The following is a 16115-nucleotide window of genomic DNA, read 5'->3' as shown; positions in this document are numbered from 1 at the left end:
CTCAGATCACCACCCCGGGCTGGAACCGCGGGATCCGCAGCACGATCCGGGTGCCCGCGCCGGGCGCGGTCTCGATGACCAGGCCGTGGTCGGGGCCGTAGACCGCGCGCAGCCTGCGGTCGACGTTCACCAGCGCCAGCCCGGCGCCCTCGGCGGTGCCGGCCAGCACGGCGCGGGCGTGCTCGGGGCTCATGCCCGGCCCGTCGTCGTCGACGGTGATCACGCAGACGTCCCCCTCGGCCTCGCCGCTGACCTGCACCAGCCCGCCGTCGGGGGAGCGCTCGACGCCGTGCTGCACCGCGTTCTCCACCAGCGGCTGCAGGGCCAGCACCGGGACCGGCACCGGCAGCACCTCCGGCGCCACCCGCACCTGCACCCGCAGCCGCTCGCCCAGTACGGCGCGGGCGAGGGTCAGGTAGGCCTCGACCGAGCGGAACTCCCCGGCCAGCGGAACGTAGTCGCCGCGCGCGGCGAGCGAGTGCCGGATGAACTCGGCGAAGGTCTCCAGCAGGTCGCGGGCGCGCGCCGGATCCGAGCGGACGAACGAGGCGATCGTGGTGAGCGCGTTGTAGACGAAGTGCGGCGAGATCTGGGCCCGCAGCGCGCGCAGCCGGGCGGCCTCGGCCTCGGTCTCGCCGTCGGCCAGCCGGGCGCGTTCGAGGGCGTCGGCGACGAAGGCGGCGGCCCGGCGGGCGGCGGCCGACCCGACCCCACCGGCCAGGACGAGCACCGGCCCGTCGCCGACCGGCAGCGCGGTGCGGCCGGCCTCGGTGAGCCGTCGCCCGCGGGCCCGCCCGGCGAGCGCGACGCCGTCGGCGCGGCCGGGGCCCCACCACGAGTCGGGCAGGCCGGGCCGGACCAGCCCCGCCGCCTCGGCACCGCAGAGCCCGGCGAGCCGGCGCAGCGCCTCGGTCGCGGCGGCGGACCCGGCCGGTTCGCGCAGGCCCGCGGCGACGGCGACGCCCGTCTCGAGGGCCTCCGTCGGGTCCGGCCCGGGCGCGGCGGCGCCGCGGAACCGGCGCGCGCTCAGCCGCGGCCGCAGCGACGTGCGCGCAGCCGGCGTCGCACGTTCGTGGTCCCCCTCGGCCGACACCTGAGTGAGGATAGGGCCCGTGCGGTCGGTGCGGCGCGACCTGGGCGCTAGCCTTCGCACGTGATCGGCTCCACCCGGCTCAGCGAACTCGATCCCCAGGTCGAGGGTGCGCTGCGGATGCCGGACCCGCGGTCGGGCCCGGTGCGCTCGCTGGTGACCCGCCTGGCGATCGCGGTGTTCGCGCTCGGCGCGACGACCTTGATCGTCTTCTTCGGGCGCGACGGCTACCTCGACAACAACGGCGCGGGCGAGATCTCGCTGCTCGACGCCCTCTACTACGCGACGGTGTCGCTGTCGACGACCGGCTACGGCGACATCGTGCCGGTCAGCCCGATGGCCCGCTCCATCAACATCGCGGTGATCACCCCGCTGCGGGTGCTGTTCCTCATCGTCCTCGTCGGTACGACCGTCGAGCTGCTCACCGAGCGCTCGCGGCAGTCGTTCCGGATCCAGCGCTGGAGGTCGCGCGTGCGCGAGCACATCGTCGTCGTCGGCTACGGCACCAAGGGGCGCGCGGCGGTGGAGACGCTGCTGGGCGACGACGTGGACCCCGGGAAGATCGTCGTCGTCGACACCGACCGGGCGCGGCTGGACGTGGCCTCCGGGCTGGGCCTGGTCACCGTGTCCGGCAACGCGACCCGCTCCGCGGTGCTGCGCATCGCCGGGGTGCAGCTGGCGACGACGCTGGTCGTCGCCCTGGACCGCGACGACACCGCGGTGCTGGTCACCCTGACCGCCCGCGAGCTGTCCAAGTCGATCTCGATCGTCGCCGCGGTGCGCGAGGCGGAGAACGTGCACCTGCTCCGTCAGTCCGGCGCCAGCTCGGTGATCGTGTCCGACGAGACGGCCGGGCGGCTGCTCGGCGTCGCGACCCGCTCGCCCGCCGTCGTCGAGGTGGTGGAGGACCTGCTCACCCCGGACGCCGGCTTCGCGATCTCCCAGCGCCAGGTCGAGCCGACCGAGGTCGGCGGCTCCCCGCGGCACCTGCCCGACATCGTGCTCGGCGTGGTGCGCGGCGAGCAGCTCTACCGGGTGGACTCGGCCGCCGTCGACGCGCTGGAGCGGGGCGACCAGCTGCTCTACGTCCGCAAGGCGACCCCGCCGGACGAGGAGTAGCTCGGCCCCTTGACCTGAAGTCGACTTCAGGTCACAGGGTGGTCACATGCGATCACCGACCGGCTACGCCGACCTCGCCGGGCTGATGACCCGGATGACCGGCGACGAGAAGCACGAACCCGCCGCGACCTCCACCCTCGACGTCCTGTGGGTGCTCTACGACCGCATCCTGCGCGTCGACCCGCAGCATCCCGACGACCCCGACCGCGACCGCTTCCTGGTCTCCAAGGGGCACGGTCCGATGGCGCTCTACGCCGTCCTCGTCGCCCGCGGGTTCCTCGACGACCACCTGCTCGACCGGTTCGCCGGGTACGACTCGACCCTCGGGCACCACCCCGACCGCACGCTCGTGCCCGGGGTGGAGATCTCCTCCGGCTCGCTCGGCCACGGGCTCGGACTGGCCGTCGGCACCGCGTCGGGGCTGCGGCTGCAGGGCCGCGACGCGCGCACCGTCGTCCTCGTCGGCGACGCCGAGCTCGACGAGGGCTCCAACTTCGAGGCGATCCAGTACGCGGGCCGCGCCGGGCTGTCCGGGCTCAGCGCCGTCGTCGTCGACAACAGCTCGGCCTCGCACGGCTGGCCCGGCGGGATCGCCGGCCGCTTCGCCGCGGAGGGCTGGGCCGCCGTCGACGCCGACGGCCGCGACCACGACGACCTCGAACGCGCCTTCCGCACCGCACACCCCGACCGGCCGCTCGCGGTCGTCGCCCACGTCGAACCGAAGGGGAGCCCGCGATGAGTGCCTTTGCTCTGCTCACCGATACGCAGCACGCCACCACCTCCGAGCCCGTGACCCCGCCCGACCAGCGGGAACGCTTCTACGGCCTGCTGCCCGAGCTGGTCGCCTCCGACCCGCGGGCCGTCGCGCTGCTGGCCGACATCGGCGCCGGCTACGTCGACGTCCCGCCCGACCTCGCCGACCGCGTGATCAACGTCGGCATCCGCGAGCAGCTGCTCGTCTCCGCCGCCGGTGGGCTCGCGCTGACCGGGATGCGCCCGGTCGTGCACACGTTCGCGCCGTTCCTCGTCGAACGGCCCTACGAGCAGCTCAAGCTCGACCTCGGCCACCAGGGCGTCGGGGCGCTGCTGGTGTCGGCCGGCGGGTCCTACGACATGGCGGGCGCGGGGGAGACCCACTTCGGCCCGCGCGACGTGCCGCTGCTCGACACCCTCGAGGGCTGGACCGTGCACGTGCCCGGGCACGCCGACGAGGCCGAGGCGCAGCTGCGCGCCGCCCTGCCCGGCGACGACCGGGTCTACGTCCGGCTGTCGGGTGCGTCCAACGCGCGGCCGTACGGCACCGGGCCGTCGATGACGGTGCTGCGCCGCGGGGGCCGGGGGACGGTCGTCGCCGTCGGGCCGCTGGCGGACCGGACGCTGGCCGCCGTCGAGGGGCTCGACGTCACCGTGCTCTACGCGCCGACCGTGCGCCCGTTCGACGCGGCCACGCTGCGCGCCACGCTGTCCGAGCCGGACGTCGTGCTCGTCGAGCCCTACCTGGCCGGGACCTCGGTGCGGCCGGTGGCCGAGGCGCTGCACGACGTGCGGCACCGGGTGCTCGGGCTCGGGGTCGGCGCCGCCGAGCTGCGCCGCTACGGCAGCCCGGAGGACCACGACGCCGCGCACGGCCTGGACGTCGCGGGCATCCGGCGATCGGTGACGCGGTTCCTCTCGTAGGGTCGGGGCCGTGCGTCTGGCCACCTGGAACGTGAACTCCGCGAAGTCCCGGCTGCCGCGGCTGCTGCCGTGGCTCGACGAACGGGCACCCGACGTCGTCTGCCTGCAGGAGACCAAGCTCTCCGACGACGACTTCGCCGCGAGCTTCGACGAGGCCCTGGCCGAGCGCGGCTACGCGAGCGCGCACCACGGCCAGGGCCGCTGGAACGGCGTCGCCCTGCTGTCGCGGGTCGGGCTCGACGACGTCGTGCGCGGCCTGCCCGACGAGCCCGTCTTCACCGAGGGCGGGCTGGCGGAGCCGGACGCGCGCGCCGTCACCGCCACCTGCGGCGGGCTGCGGGTCACCTCGGTCTACGTGCCGAACGGCCGCAGCCCGGAGGACCCGCACTACGCCTACAAGCTGCGCTGGCTCGCCGCGCTGCGTGAGCAGGTCGCGGCGGGCGACCCGGACTCGACGGTGGTCGCCGGGGACGTCAACATCGCCCCCACCGACGACGACGTCTGGGACCGTTCCCTGTTCGACGGCGCCACCCACGTCACCCCCGACGAGCGGGCCGCGCTCGCCGCGCTGCTCGGGACCGGGCTGCGCGACGTCCTGCGCGAGCGCTGGCCCGACGAGCGCGTGTTCAGCTACTGGGACTACCGGGCCGGCCGGTTCCACCAGGACCAGGGGATGCGGATCGACCTGGTGCTGGCCGGGTCGGGCCCGGCCGACCGTCGCGCGGCGGTGTGGGTGGACCGCAAGGCGCGCAAGGGGAAGTCGCCCAGCGACCACGCCCCGGTCGTCCTGGACCTCGACGAGGCCCCCGACGGCGACGTCGGCCCGGTCGTCCCGCCGCCGTCGGCCCCGGCGCCGCTCAGCCGTCGGCGATAGCCACTCGCCGCCCGCGTGGGGACCCGTCGTGTGGTTCGAGTTGCAACCTTCGGAGCAAGCCGATAGCCCATCAGGCGTACACCGCTCTCTCCGGGGGATGACTCGCATGATGCGTACGACCACGAACCACCCGCGCCGGATCAGCCGCACCGTCGGTGCCGCCGTCGCCGCGGCCGCGCTCGTCGGGCTGACCGCCTGCGGTGGCGAGACGCCGCAGGTGCCGAACCTGCCCGACAACCTCCCGCAGGTCCCGGGCGTCGGCGACCCGCGCCAGGCGTTCGGCGACGCGCACCAGAAGGCCCTCGGCCTCGCCGCGCTCGGCGGCATCGGCCTGGAGCAGGGCGTCGGCGACAAGGTCAAGGAGCTCGCGCCGCAGGTGCAGGGCGAGGGCCAGCAGATCGACGACAAGCTGCGGGGGCTGGCGTCCTCGGTCGGCGTCTCGCTGCCCGACCAGGTCTCCCCGGAGATCCAGTCCCAGGTCGACGACCTCAAGGCTCGCACCGGCGAGCAGTTCGACCAGGGCTGGCTGCAGGCCGCTCAGGAGCAGGTCGGACAGCTCAGCGACCAGGCCCAGCAGCTGCTGAACGTGCCCGGCCTGCCGCCGGAGCAGCTCGACCAGGCCCGGGCGCAGCTCACGAACCTGGGTGAGCTGAAGACCAAGCTGGACCAGGCCGCGGCTGAGGCCGGCGCCACGACCCCGGGCTCCGGCTCGGACAACCCCGCCGAGAACGGCACCGACGGGAACGCCGCCGGGTCCGGCGACGGGACCGCGCCCGGTGCCGGCAACGGCACCGGCACCGGCTCGGCCTCCGGTTCCGGTGACGCCGCGGGCCAGGGCGGCTCCGGCGCGCCCGCCGTCGACGCCGGCACCGGCGGTCAGGCCGCGTCGGCGTCCGACGCCGCGCTGCCCGTCGCGCTCGGCGGTGCCGGGCTGCTGCTGCTCCTCGCCGGTGCCGTCCGGCTGCGTCGCGCCCGCGCGTGACCCCGCGGCGCCGGCGCCCGGCCGGGGGCGTACGGGGAGCGGCCGCGCTGTTGCTCCTCGGCGCGGCCCTGCTGGGCGCCGGTGCCGGTCTCGCACTCGGTGACGACGCCCGCGTCGAGGCGAGCGACCTCGGCGCCGTGCCCGCGGGACCCGTCCCCGCCGCGACGCGTGCGGTGCCGGTGGCCCGGGCGCTGCCGGTCCTGGCGCCGCCCGACCCGGCTCCGGTGACCGGGGCGCCCGACGCCGCGGCGCTGCCGGGGGAGGTTGCTCCGGGTCCCTCCGGCGTGACTGCCGCCCTGCCCGCGCCCGGTGCTCCGCCCGCGCCCGCCCCGCTCCCGGGTGCGTCTGCCGCCCCGCCCGCCTCTGACCCGCTCCCTGGTCCCGGTGACCGCACCGGCCCCCCGCCCCGCTCCACCGGCCCGGCGCCGATCGCGCCGCGCGAGCCGTGGACCGTCTCGGCGGTCTACCCGCTGCCCGCAACCGAGCCCGGCGCCGCGTCGCCGCCGGTCGTCCCGGCCGTCCTGGAGCTCCCCGCCCGCGGCCTGTCCGCCCCCGTCGACGCGGTCGGCACCGCCCCCAACGGCGGGATGGTCGTCCCCGACCAGGTGCGCACGGTCGGCTGGTGGGCCCCCGGTGTCCTCCCGGGCGGCGCGTCCGGGAGCGCCGTGATCGCCGGCCACGTCGACTCGCGCACCCAGGGCATCGGGTTCCTGTCGGTGCTGCCGCAGCTCGTCGCGGGTGAGCCGGTCGTCGTCCGTGGCGCCGACGGTCGCACCGCGGCCTACCGGGTCGTCGCGCGTCGTGAGTACGGCAAGCACGACCTGCCCCGCGAGGTGTTCCGCCGGGACGGCGACCCGCAGCTCGTCCTCATCACCTGCGGCGGGGTGTTCGACCCGGCCGCGGGGAGCTACGAGTCGAACATTGTCGTCTACGCCGTGCCGACCGCTGCGCCCTGAGCCATCCCGCCTCACCCCGCTGCCGGGCCACGCGGTGCGCAGCGCCGAGATGCAGCCCAGCGGGCGGTGGAGATCCACAAATCCCGCTGAGCTGCATCTCGGCGACTGCCGGGGCCGCACGCACTCGTCGAGATGCGGCTCAGGGTTCCCCACCGGGCCCGGCGGCGGCCCTGGGCTGCATCTCGACGCGCGGGCACGGTCCGGCGTCCGGGACGAGCGGGCGGCCGCTGCTGCGTATCGGTGAGCAGAGCAGAGCCTCCCGGATACCCACTCGGGCCCGCGACGGCGACCGCCTACCCTGACCTGCGTGAGCAGCACCGTGACCACCCCGCAGGAGACGACCGAGGCGCCGGAGTTCGCCGCCGTCCGTGAGGCCGCGCAGCGCGCCCGGGCCGCCGCCCCGGCCGTCCGCGCCGCGGGCGAGGGCCGGATCGACGACGCCCTGCGCGCCGCCGCCTCGCTGATCCGGGACCGGGCGCACGAGCTGCTCGACGTCAACGCCGCCGACGTCGCCGCCGCCGAGCGGAACGGCATGGCCGCGGGCCTGCTCGACCGGCTGCGTCTGGACCCCGAGCGGCTCGCCGGCATCGCCACCCAGCTCGAGGTGCTCGCCGCGACCCCCGAGCCGCCCACCGAGTGGCCGGTCCGCACGCTGGAGACCGGCGAGCGGGTGTTCGAGCGGCGCATCCCGGTCGGCGTCATCGGCGCGGTGTTCGAGGCCCGGCCGAACGTGACCGTCGACGTCGCCTCGCAGGTCCTCAAGGCCCGCAGCGCCGCCGTCCTGCGCACCGGGTCCGCCGCGCTCGGCAGCGCCACCGCGCTCGTCGAGCAGGTGCTGCGCCCCGCCGTGGCCGACGCCGGGCTCCCCGAGGCCGCCGTGCAGCTCGTCCCGCTGCCCGGCCACGCCGGCGCCGAGGCCCTCGTCGGGCTGCCCGACCTGGTGCCGCTGGTCGTCGTCCGCGGGTCGGGGGACGTCACCCGCAAGCTGTCCGTGCTCGGCGCGACCGCGGGCACCCGGGTGCTCGCCCACGCCGACGGCGGCGGTGTCCTCTACCTCGACGCCAGCGCCACCGAGGCCGACGTCACCCGCCTGGTCACCGACTCGACCGACCGGCTCGGCGTCTGCAACCGGCTGAACCTGCTGCTCATCGACCGGCCCGTCTACGACACCCTGCTGTCGGTCGCGAAGGCCGCCCTCGACGCCCGCGGCGTCGCGCTGTCGCTGCCCCCGCACGACCACCCGCTCGGCCACGAGTGGGCCCTGGACTCCGGCGCGGAGGCGCACGTGACCGTCGCCGTCGTCGACGGGCCGGACGACGCCGCCGACACCGCCGCCCGGGAGACCTCCGGCCTGGCCGCGACGATCTGCGCCGCCGACGAGCAGGTCGCCCGGCGCTTCATCGACCGCTACACCGGCACCGGGGTGTTCTGGAACGCGCCGTCCCGGCTGCTCGACGGCTACAAGCTGCTCGGGCTGCCCGAGACCGGCATCAACGTCGACCACACCCCCGGCCCGCGGGGCCCGGTCACCTACCGCGACCTCGGGCTGCGCCAGTTCGTGATCCTGCCGCCCGAGCACGCCTGACCGGGCAGGTTGTCGGGGGTGGGGGATAGCCTCGCTCCCGTGTCCGTGATCGCCGACAAATCCGCTCTCGAGCTGCACCGGGCCACGCTGGCCAACGGGCTGCGCGTGCTCGTCGTCCCGGACCCGGCCACCCCGGTGGTCGGGGTCTCGGTGCACGTCGACGTGGGCTTCCGTTCCGAGCCGGAGGGCCGCACCGGCTTCGCGCACCTGTTCGAGCACCTGATGTTCCAGGGCAGCGAGAGCCTGGAGAAGCTGGAGCACTTCCGGCAGGTCCAGTCCGCGGGCGGGATCTTCAACGGCTCGACCCACCAGGACTACACCGACTACTTCCAGGTGCTGCCCGGTGCGGCGCTGGAGCGGGCGCTGTTCCTGGAGTCCGACCGGCTGCGCGCCCCGAAGCTCACCGTCGAGAACCTGCGCAACCAGGTCGACGTCGTGAAGGAGGAGATCCGGCTCAACGTCCACAACCGCCCCTACGGCGGGTTCCCGTGGATCCTGCTGCCGCCGGTCCTCTACGACACCTTCCCGAACGCGCACAACGGCTACGGCGACTTCTCCGAGCTGGAGCAGGCGAGCCTGGACGACGCGGCCGCGTTCTTCGACACCTTCTACGCGCCGGGCAACGCGCTGGTCACCGTGCACGGTGACCTGTCCGAGCACGGCGTCGACGGCACCCTCGCCCTGGTCGAGCGCCACTTCGGGGACATCCCGGCCCGGCCCGTCCCGCAGCGGCCGTCGTTCGCCGAGCCCGCTCCCGGAGCGGAGCGGCGGCAGACCGTGGCCGACGCCCACGCCCCGCTGCCCGCCCTCGCGCTCGGCTACCGCGTCCCCGACCCGGCCGCCGAGCCCGACGCCTACCTGGCCCACGCCATGCTCGCCACCGTCCTGGCCGACGGCGAGGCCTCGCGGCTGCAGCGCCGCCTGGTCCACGGCGGCGCCGACGGAGCCGGCCTGGTCACCGACGTCTCGGCGTCCAACGGCCTGATGGGCGGCCCGTTCGACGCCCGCGACCCCGACACCTTCACGATCACCGCGGTGCACCCGGCCGAGGTGTCCGCGGACCGGGTCACCGCCGCGGTCGACGAGGAGCTGGACCGCCTCGCCGAGCAGGGCCCCGGCACCGAGGAGCTGGAGCGCCAGACCGCCCGCTGGGTCGCCGCGCTGCACCGCGAGGACGACCGCGTCATGTACCGGATGCTCGGGCTCGGCGCCCGCGAGCTGCTCTACGGCCGCGCCGAGCTCGCCGTGGAGCTCCCCGGCAGGCTGGCCGCCCTGACCGGTGCCGACGTCGCCGCCGCGGCCGCCCGGCTGCGTTCGGCCGGGCGGGCCGTCCTGCTGGTCGAGCCGGCCGCCGAACCGACCGGGGACGGCGACGCGTGAGCGCCCCGACCCGTCCCGGCACCGTGAACCACACCGAAGGGGGCTCCGCGTGAGCGCCGCCCGCACACACCGCAGCGCGGAGGAGATCGGCCGCACCGAGCGCGGCCCGCGCCCGCTGCCCGCGCTCGGCCGCACCAAGGAGGTGCCGCTGCCGGACGTGCTCACCGAGACCCTGCCGAACGGGCTGACCGTCCTGGCCGCGCGCCGCCCCGGGGTCCCGCTGGTCGAGACCGTCCTGCGCATCCCGGCCGCCTCGCCGGAGCCGGTCGCCGACGCCGCCCGCACCGCGGGCACCGAGGTGCTCGCCGAGACCATCCTGACCGGCACCGCGGGCCGCGACCGGATCGGCATCGACGACGCGCTGGCCTCGGTCGGCGGGGAGCTCGGCGTCGCCGTCGACCCGGAGTACCTGCAGGCGGGCGGCTCCGCGCTGGCCACTGGTCTGCCGACGGTCCTCGACGTCCTCGCCGACGTCCTCACCGCCGCCAGCCACTCCGACGCCGAGGTCGCCCGCGAGCGGTCCCGGCTGGCCGAGCGGATCGCCGTGGCCCGCGCGCAGCCGCGCACGGTCGCCCGCGAGGCGCTGATGCGCCGCCGCTTCGGCGACCACCCCATCGTCTCGGAGATGCCGACCGCCGAGGCCGTCGCCGCGGTCACCCCGGAGCGCGTGCGGGAGCTGCACGCCGACGTCGTCGTCCCGGACGGGGCGAGCCTGGTCCTCGTCGGCGACATCGACCCCGAGGCCGCGATCGCCGAGGTCGCTCGCCGGCTCGGGGGGTGGACCGGCGACCACCCCGCCCGGTGGCTGTCCGCCCCGCCGGTGCCGCAGGCGGGCGACCTGGAGCTGGTCCACCGGCCCGGCTCCGTGCAGTCCCAGCTGCGCCTCACCGCGCCCGGCCTGGACCGCACAGACGAGCGCTACACCGCGTTCCAGCTCGCGAACCTCGTGTTCGGCGGCTACTTCTCCTCGCGCTGGATGGAGAACATCCGGGAGGACAAGGGCTACACCTACGGCGCGCACTCCGGGCAGGAGTTCGTCCCCGGGGGCGCGGTGCTCGGCCTCGACGCCGACGTCGCCTCCGACGTCACCGCCGCCGCCCTGCTCGAGACCCGCTACGAGCTCGGCCGCATGGTGGCGGTCCCGCCGACCGAGCAGGAGGTCACCTCGGCCCGTCGCTACGCGATCGGCTCGCTGCTGATCTCGCTGGACAGCCAGTCCGCGCTGGCCGGCACCCTGTCCGCGCTGCACGCCGCCGGGCTCGACGTCGACTGGCTCCGGGACCGGCCGCGCCGGCTGGAGGAGGTCACCGTCGACGAGGTCGCCGCGGCCGCCACCGCGCTGTTCGCGCCGACCCGGTTCACCGGGGTGGTCGTCGGTGACGCCGACGTGGTCGGGCCACCGCTCGCCGCGCTCGGCGGCGTGGTCCGCGGAGGCGGGCGATGAGCCCCGGGGACTTCTCGCTGACCGAGGAGCCGGTGCTGTCGCGCAACGCGCTGTCCCGCGACGAGAACCGGCGCCTGGACCCGGGCTACGTGCGCGACACGTGGGCGAAGGCGCGCGTGGTCGTCGTCGACGAGTCCGGACGCACCCCGGTGGACTGGGAGGTCGAGCCGGGCCGCGAGTTCCGCGAGGTCGACGCCGCCGCCTGGGACGACGCGGCGGGCCGTGGCGGGCACGTCCGGACCCGCGCGGGCACCGACGTCGCCGCGGAGCCGCCGGCCGAGGCCGTGCTGCTCGGCGAGCGCGAGGGCGTCCCGTACTGGGCGGTGCGCGTCGGGACCGAACGCACCGCCGACAGCGACATCTTCACCGGCGAGGGGGAGTGGGCGGACCTGCGCGCCGCGGGCGCGTTCCTCGACCCGCTCGGGTCCGGGCTGCTCACCGGCGCGGTCGCCACGCTGAACTGGCACGACCGGGCCCGGTTCTGCGCGATCGACGGCACCCGCACCCGCCCGCACCACGCGGGCTGGGCCCGGGTCTGCGACAACGGCCACGAGGAGTACCCGCGCACCGACCCGGCGATCATCTGCCTGGTGCACGACGGCGCGGACCGCGTCCTGCTCGCCCGCCAGCCTGTGTGGCCGGCCGGGCGCTACTCGGTGCTCGCCGGGTTCGTCGAGTCCGGCGAGTCGCTGGAGGCGTGCGTGCACCGCGAGATCTCCGAGGAGGTCGGCATCGCCGTGTCCGACGTGCGGTACCTCGGCAGCCAGGCGTGGCCGTTCCCGCGGTCGCTGATGGTCGGCTTCCACGCGATCGGGGACCCGGAGGTCCCGCTGACCCCGCAGGACGGCGAGATCGCCGACGCCCTGTGGATCACCCGGGACACGCTGCGGGCGGCACTGGCCCGCGGCGACTGGGGCACCCGGGACGAGCCCGACCCCACCGACGGACCGGTGGTCATGCTGCCGGGGAAGGTCTCGATCGCGCGCACCATGCTGGAGTCCTGGGCGGCCGCCGGGGACTGATCCCGCAGACGAAGCGGCGGCCCGCCCCCGGTGAGGTACCGGTGGCGGGCCGCCGCGCTCCGTGGTGGGAGATCAGGGGAGGTGTCAGACCCCGAGCCGGGTCTTCACCTCGGAGAAGCTGGGGTTCGTCGCGACCGACTCGTCCGGGAAGACGACGGTCGGCACCGTGCGGTTGCCGCCGTTGGCCTTCTCGACGAACGCCACGGCGTCCGGCTCGCGCTCGATGTCGATCTCGCGGTAGCCGATGCCGGCCTGGTCGAGCTGCAGCTTGAGACGACGGCAGAAGCCGCACCAGCTGGTCGTGTACATCGTCAGGTCCGCCATACCGGGTGCAACGGGCCCGCCCGCGGGATTCTTCCCGCCCCGCTGTGACCTGCCCGGCACCCGGACGGGCGGGACGGGCGACCCGTGACCGTCGGGGGTGGGTGTCAGGATGGGTGGGTGCCGTCCCGATCCACCGCCCGCCCCGCCCGTGCGACCCGCGCCGTGCCGGATCCGGCGGCCCCGATCGGCGCGGACGGTCTGGACCCCGAGCAGCGGGCCGCGGTGCACGCGCCGCGCGGCCCGGTCTGCGTCCTCGCGGGGGCGGGTACCGGTAAGACCCGCACGATCACCCGGCGGATCGCCCACCTGGTGACCTCGGGCCACGTCGCCGCCACCCAGGTCCTCGCCGTCACCTTCACCGCCCGCGCCGCGGGGGAACTGCGCACCCGGCTGCGCGCGCTCGACGCCTCCGGGGTGCAGGCCCGCACCTTCCACGCCGCGGCGCTGCGTCAGCTGCGCTACTTCTGGCCGCAGATGGTCGGTGGCAGCCCGTGGCCGTTGCTCGACGGCAAGCTGCGGCTCGTCGGCCAGGCCGCCGCCCGCGCCCGGGCCGGCACCGACTCCGACGCGCTGCGCGACCTCGCCTCCGAGATCGAGTGGGCGAAGTCGACCCTGGTCGCCCCGTCGGACTACGCGGCCGAGGTCGCCCGCCGTCGTCGCGACACCCCCGGCCCGGCCGAGCAGGTGGCCGCCGTCTACGCCGCGTACGAGGAGCTGAAGAACGCGAGCGAGCAGCTCGACTTCGACGACCTGCTCCTGCACACCGCGATCGCGCTGGAGGAGCACGGCGGCGTCGCCGAGGAGTTCCGGTCCCGCTACCGGTGCTTCGTCGTCGACGAGTACCAGGACGTCACCCCGCTGCAGCAGCGCCTGCTCGACGCCTGGCTCGGCGACCGCGACGACCTCACCGTCGTCGGCGACGCCAACCAGACGATCTACACCTTCGCCGGCGCCTCCCCCCGGTACCTGCTGGAGTTCCCGCGCCGCTTCCCCGACGCCGCGGTCGTGCGCCTGCAGCGCGACTACCGCTCCACCCCGCAGATCGTCGGCTGCGCCAACCAGCTGATCGGCGCCGCCCGCAACCGGCCCGCCGGGTCCCGGCTGCAGCTCATCGGGCAGCTCCCGCCCGGCCCCGACCCGGACTTCTCCGAGCACGACGACGAGGCCGGGGAGGCCGCCGCCGTCGCGGGCCGGATCCTGACCCTGATCAACGACGGCACCGAGCCGTCGGAGATCGCGGTGCTGTTCCGGATCAACGCCCAGTCCGAGGCGTTCGAGCAGGCCCTGTCCGACGCCGGCGTGCCCTACCAGATCCGCGGCGGCGAGCGGTTCTTCAACCGGCCCGAGATCCGCCGGGCGATGCTCGCGCTGCGCACCGCGGCGCCGGACCAGCGGCCGGGCACCGACCTCGTCGACGTCACCCGCGCGGTGCTCACCGCCCGCGCCGGGCTGACCGACGAGCCGCCGAAGGGTGCGACGCTGCGCGCGCAGTGGGAGTCGCTGCTGGCGCTGGTCGGCGTCGCCGAGGAGCTGGCCGCGGTCGAGCCGCAGGCCGACCTGCGCCGGTTGTGCGGGGAGCTGGAGACCCGCGCCGACCACGCGCAGGCGCCCGTCGTCAACGGCGTCACGCTGGCGTCGCTGCACGCCGCGAAGGGCCTGGAGTGGGACGCGGTGTTCCTCGTCGGACTCGCCGACGGCACCCTCCCCATCGGCCACGCCGGCGACGACGAGGCGGCCGTCGAGGAGGAACGCCGGCTGTTCTACGTCGGCGTCACCCGCGCCCGGCGGGTGCTGTCGATGTCGTGGTCGCTGTCCCGGGCCTCCGGGCGCGGGCCGAAGCGACGCCGCTCGCGGTTCCTGTACGGACTGATCCCGGACTCGCACCCGGCGTCCCGGGTGGCCGGCGAGCGCCGGCCCGGGGGGGCCCGGCCCAAGTGCCGCGTCTGCGGGACCCCGCTGTTCGGGACCACCGCCACCAAGCTCCTGCGCTGCGACGACTGCCCGTCCGATGTGGACCTGGAGCTGCTGGACCGCCTCAAGCAGTGGCGGTCGGCGGCGGCGAAGGCGCAGGACGTGCCCGGCTTCGTCGTGCTCACCGACGCCACGCTCACCGCGATCGCGGAGCAGCGGCCCGCCGGACCGTCGGCCCTGGTGGGCATCCCGGGGATCGGCGCGGCCAAGCTGGACCGCTACGGCGACGACGTGCTGCGGGTGCTCGCCGAGCACGCGGCGGAGGGTTCGCGACCCCCTCTTCGGTAGGGATCGGCGTGAACTTCCGGCGAGACTTCGAATAATCGGTTGCAGCGCCGTGCGCAGCACTTCTAATGTCGTCGGCACCAGGTGGAGCGCCATGCTCCCGACACAGACGCGTCGCGCGGGAGACCGCGGACGGAACCGGAGGAGGTGACGAGATGGGCACGATCGACACGAGCGACCTGATCGGCACCACCCTGTCCGTCCCGGCCCCGGTGCGCGTCCCGGAGCAGACCGTCGTCGCGCACGACGTCGCTCACGCGGGCATCGCGGTCACCGCGGAGTCCGGCGTCCGTCGTCGCCGGCAGGGGGTGGCGCTGCTCGCGCCGTCGACGCTCCGCGCCACGGGTGAGGTGTACCCGCTGGGCGGCATGCCGGTCGCGGTCGCCGGCCCGATCTTCGATGACAAGTGCACAGCTGCGTTCGTTCCCGGGCGCCGAGGGGGTACCTGACCCTCAGCACCCAGCGAGTCCCATCGGGGCCGCGGAACCCACGCACACGGGTTCCGCGGCCTCGATTTTTTTGTCCCCGATTCCGTCCCGAGAGATGACAGATCCCGACCAGACCGGTCTGACCAGATGCAGAGAAGTTCGATCGAGGAGGTCGATCGTGTACGTGCGATCCGTTCCGTGTGACGGCGGAATGATCACCGACCAGTCCGGCGGCGGCGCCGGACCCGACGAGGTGCGGCTGCGGTCCGTGCCGAGCGTGGGCTCGGCCCTGCCCTGCCGCAACGGCGACGCCGACCTGTGGTTCGCCGAGGCCCCGGCCGAGCTGGAGGAGGCGAAGTCCCGCTGCGGCGGCTGCCCGCTCCGGCAGGCCTGCCTGGACGGCGCGCTGGAGCGCGCCGAGCCGTGGGGCGTGTGGGGAGGCGAGATCTTCGACCACGGTCGGGTGATCCCGCGCAAGCGCCCGAGGGGGCGTCCCCGCAAGGCCGACCTGGAGCGCGACCGGGCCCTGGCCCTGGCCGCGAGCCGCTGACCACAGCCGTACCGGCGCGACGCGCACCGCGGCGCCGCCGACCCACCAGACCCGAGGAGACCGAGACATGAACGACCTGAAGCCGGCACCGGCCGTGCGACCGATTTCCCGCACCGACCGTTCGTCCCACCTCGTGAACCAGGAGAACGTGATGACGCTCATCCAGGAAGCGCTGGCGAGATCCCATCAGCAGGAGGCACAACGGGCGGCGGCCGAGCACCGGCTCGCACGCCGGCTCACCGCGGGCCGCGGCTGGTCCCGGATCGCGGCCTGGGCCGCCTCCCGCGCCGAGCGGGCGCGGCTGCGCGCCGGCTGATCCCGCCGCCGACCGATGCGATCGGTGCCCCGTCCGGACCCCGCGTCCGGGCGGGGCACCGTCGTGTCCGGGACCTGCCGGTCCGTCGGTGGGAGAGGGTGGCTGCTCGTCG

16 protein-coding genes are annotated in these 16115 nt (G+C 75.6%); 14 read left to right on the top strand and 2 right to left on the bottom strand.

What is annotated here, in order from left to right:
• Position 1: 1 nt before the first annotated feature.
• On the bottom strand, positions 2-1093 hold the full coding sequence (locus tag DMP17_RS21435) for a sensor histidine kinase (protein WP_226355375.1): 1092 nt from the start codon (positions 1091-1093) through the stop codon (positions 2-4).
• 117 nt (positions 1094-1210) lie between these two features.
• On the opposite strand from DMP17_RS21435, the gene DMP17_RS21430 reads away from it, so the two are divergent.
• The 10 genes from DMP17_RS21430 to nudC all read left to right on the top strand — a co-directional run bounded on the left by DMP17_RS21430 (position 1211) and on the right by nudC (position 12129).
• Entirely contained in the window at positions 1211-2209 is a 999-nt protein-coding gene (locus DMP17_RS21430; RefSeq protein ID WP_226356653.1) for a potassium channel family protein, read from the top strand.
• Positions 2210-2255: 46 nt separating this feature from the next.
• Positions 2256-2948, top strand: coding sequence for a transketolase (locus tag DMP17_RS21425; protein ID WP_226355376.1), 693 nt, complete (start codon positions 2256-2258; stop codon positions 2946-2948).
• A complete protein-coding gene (locus DMP17_RS21420) occupies positions 2945-3886 on the top strand; it encodes a transketolase family protein (RefSeq protein WP_226355377.1) in 942 nt (313 codons plus the stop codon). The genes DMP17_RS21425 and DMP17_RS21420 overlap by 4 nt, the downstream gene beginning before the upstream one ends.
• Positions 3887-3896: 10 nt before the next feature.
• Positions 3897-4760 (top strand): exodeoxyribonuclease III, encoded by an 864-nt coding sequence (locus DMP17_RS21415; protein ID WP_337830411.1) that lies wholly within the window; start codon positions 3897-3899, stop codon positions 4758-4760.
• A 106-nt stretch (positions 4761-4866) separates the two neighbouring features.
• Positions 4867-5742: a DUF4142 domain-containing protein gene (locus DMP17_RS21410; RefSeq protein WP_226355379.1), complete on the top strand. Its 876-nt coding sequence runs from the start codon at positions 4867-4869 to the stop codon at positions 5740-5742.
• Positions 5739-6698 (top strand): class F sortase, encoded by a 960-nt coding sequence (locus DMP17_RS21405; RefSeq protein ID WP_337830410.1) that lies wholly within the window; start codon positions 5739-5741, stop codon positions 6696-6698. The genes DMP17_RS21410 and DMP17_RS21405 overlap by 4 nt, the downstream gene beginning before the upstream one ends.
• Before the next feature lie 307 nt (positions 6699-7005).
• Positions 7006-8283 carry an aldehyde dehydrogenase family protein gene (locus DMP17_RS21400; RefSeq protein ID WP_337830409.1) on the top strand — a complete coding sequence of 426 codons (1278 nt, stop codon included), beginning with the start codon at positions 7006-7008 and terminating at the stop codon, positions 8281-8283.
• 39 nt (positions 8284-8322) lie between these two features.
• The gene (locus DMP17_RS21395) at positions 8323-9663 is read left to right on the top strand and encodes a M16 family metallopeptidase (RefSeq protein WP_226355382.1); all 1341 of its coding nucleotides are present in this window, start codon (positions 8323-8325) and stop codon (positions 9661-9663) included.
• Between the two features lie 49 nt (positions 9664-9712).
• Positions 9713-11107, top strand: a complete 1395-nt coding sequence (locus tag DMP17_RS21390; RefSeq protein WP_226355383.1) for a M16 family metallopeptidase — start codon at positions 9713-9715, stop codon at positions 11105-11107.
• Positions 11104-12129, top strand: coding sequence for an NAD(+) diphosphatase (gene nudC, locus DMP17_RS21385; protein WP_337830408.1), 1026 nt, complete (start codon positions 11104-11106; stop codon positions 12127-12129). Before DMP17_RS21390 ends, nudC begins: the two co-directional genes overlap by 4 nt.
• An 84-nt stretch (positions 12130-12213) precedes the next feature.
• Here the strand turns inward: nudC and DMP17_RS21380 are convergent, their stop codons facing one another.
• A complete protein-coding gene (locus DMP17_RS21380; protein WP_280118320.1) occupies positions 12214-12438 on the bottom strand; it encodes a glutaredoxin domain-containing protein in 225 nt (74 codons plus the stop codon).
• Positions 12439-12615: 177 nt separating this feature from the next.
• On the opposite strand from DMP17_RS21380, the gene DMP17_RS21375 reads away from it, so the two are divergent.
• The 4 genes from DMP17_RS21375 (at position 12616) to DMP17_RS21360 (ending at position 16003) form a co-directional block, all read left to right on the top strand.
• Positions 12616-14712, top strand: coding sequence for an ATP-dependent DNA helicase UvrD2 (locus DMP17_RS21375; RefSeq protein ID WP_308215867.1), 2097 nt, complete (start codon positions 12616-12618; stop codon positions 14710-14712).
• 152 nt (positions 14713-14864) lie between these two features.
• The gene (locus tag DMP17_RS21370; protein WP_337830407.1) at positions 14865-15158 is read left to right on the top strand and encodes a hypothetical protein; all 294 of its coding nucleotides are present in this window, start codon (positions 14865-14867) and stop codon (positions 15156-15158) included.
• A 190-nt stretch (positions 15159-15348) separates the two neighbouring features.
• Positions 15349-15687 (top strand): WhiB family transcriptional regulator, encoded by a 339-nt coding sequence (locus tag DMP17_RS21365; protein WP_337832708.1) that lies wholly within the window; start codon positions 15349-15351, stop codon positions 15685-15687.
• Between the two features lie 67 nt (positions 15688-15754).
• Positions 15755-16003, top strand: a complete 249-nt coding sequence (locus DMP17_RS21360) for a hypothetical protein (protein WP_226355387.1) — start codon at positions 15755-15757, stop codon at positions 16001-16003.
• Positions 16004-16115: the final 112 nt, after the last annotated feature.

Source organism: Pseudonocardia sp. TMWB2A (assembly GCF_017312135.1).
This window is presented reverse-complemented; position numbering and strand designations above follow the sequence as displayed.

Coding starts and splice junctions, on each gene's coding strand:
- DMP17_RS21360 (WP_226355387.1), top strand. CDS start 15,755: ATGAACGACCTGAAGCCGGCACCGGCCGTGCGACCGATTTCCCGCACC.
- DMP17_RS21370 (WP_337830407.1), top strand. CDS start 14,865: ATGGGCACGATCGACACGAGCGACCTGATCGGCACCACCCTGTCCGTC.
- DMP17_RS21410 (WP_226355379.1), top strand. CDS start 4,867: ATGATGCGTACGACCACGAACCACCCGCGCCGGATCAGCCGCACCGTC.
- DMP17_RS21420 (WP_226355377.1), top strand. CDS start 2,945: ATGAGTGCCTTTGCTCTGCTCACCGATACGCAGCACGCCACCACCTCC.
- DMP17_RS21430 (WP_226356653.1), top strand. CDS start 1,211: ATGCCGGACCCGCGGTCGGGCCCGGTGCGCTCGCTGGTGACCCGCCTG.
- DMP17_RS21425 (WP_226355376.1), top strand. CDS start 2,256: ATGCGATCACCGACCGGCTACGCCGACCTCGCCGGGCTGATGACCCGG.
- nudC (WP_337830408.1), top strand. CDS start 11,104: ATGAGCCCCGGGGACTTCTCGCTGACCGAGGAGCCGGTGCTGTCGCGC.
- DMP17_RS21365 (WP_337832708.1), top strand. CDS start 15,349: ATGATCACCGACCAGTCCGGCGGCGGCGCCGGACCCGACGAGGTGCGG.
- DMP17_RS21380 (WP_280118320.1), bottom strand. CDS start 12,438: ATGTACACGACCAGCTGGTGCGGCTTCTGCCGTCGTCTCAAGCTGCAG.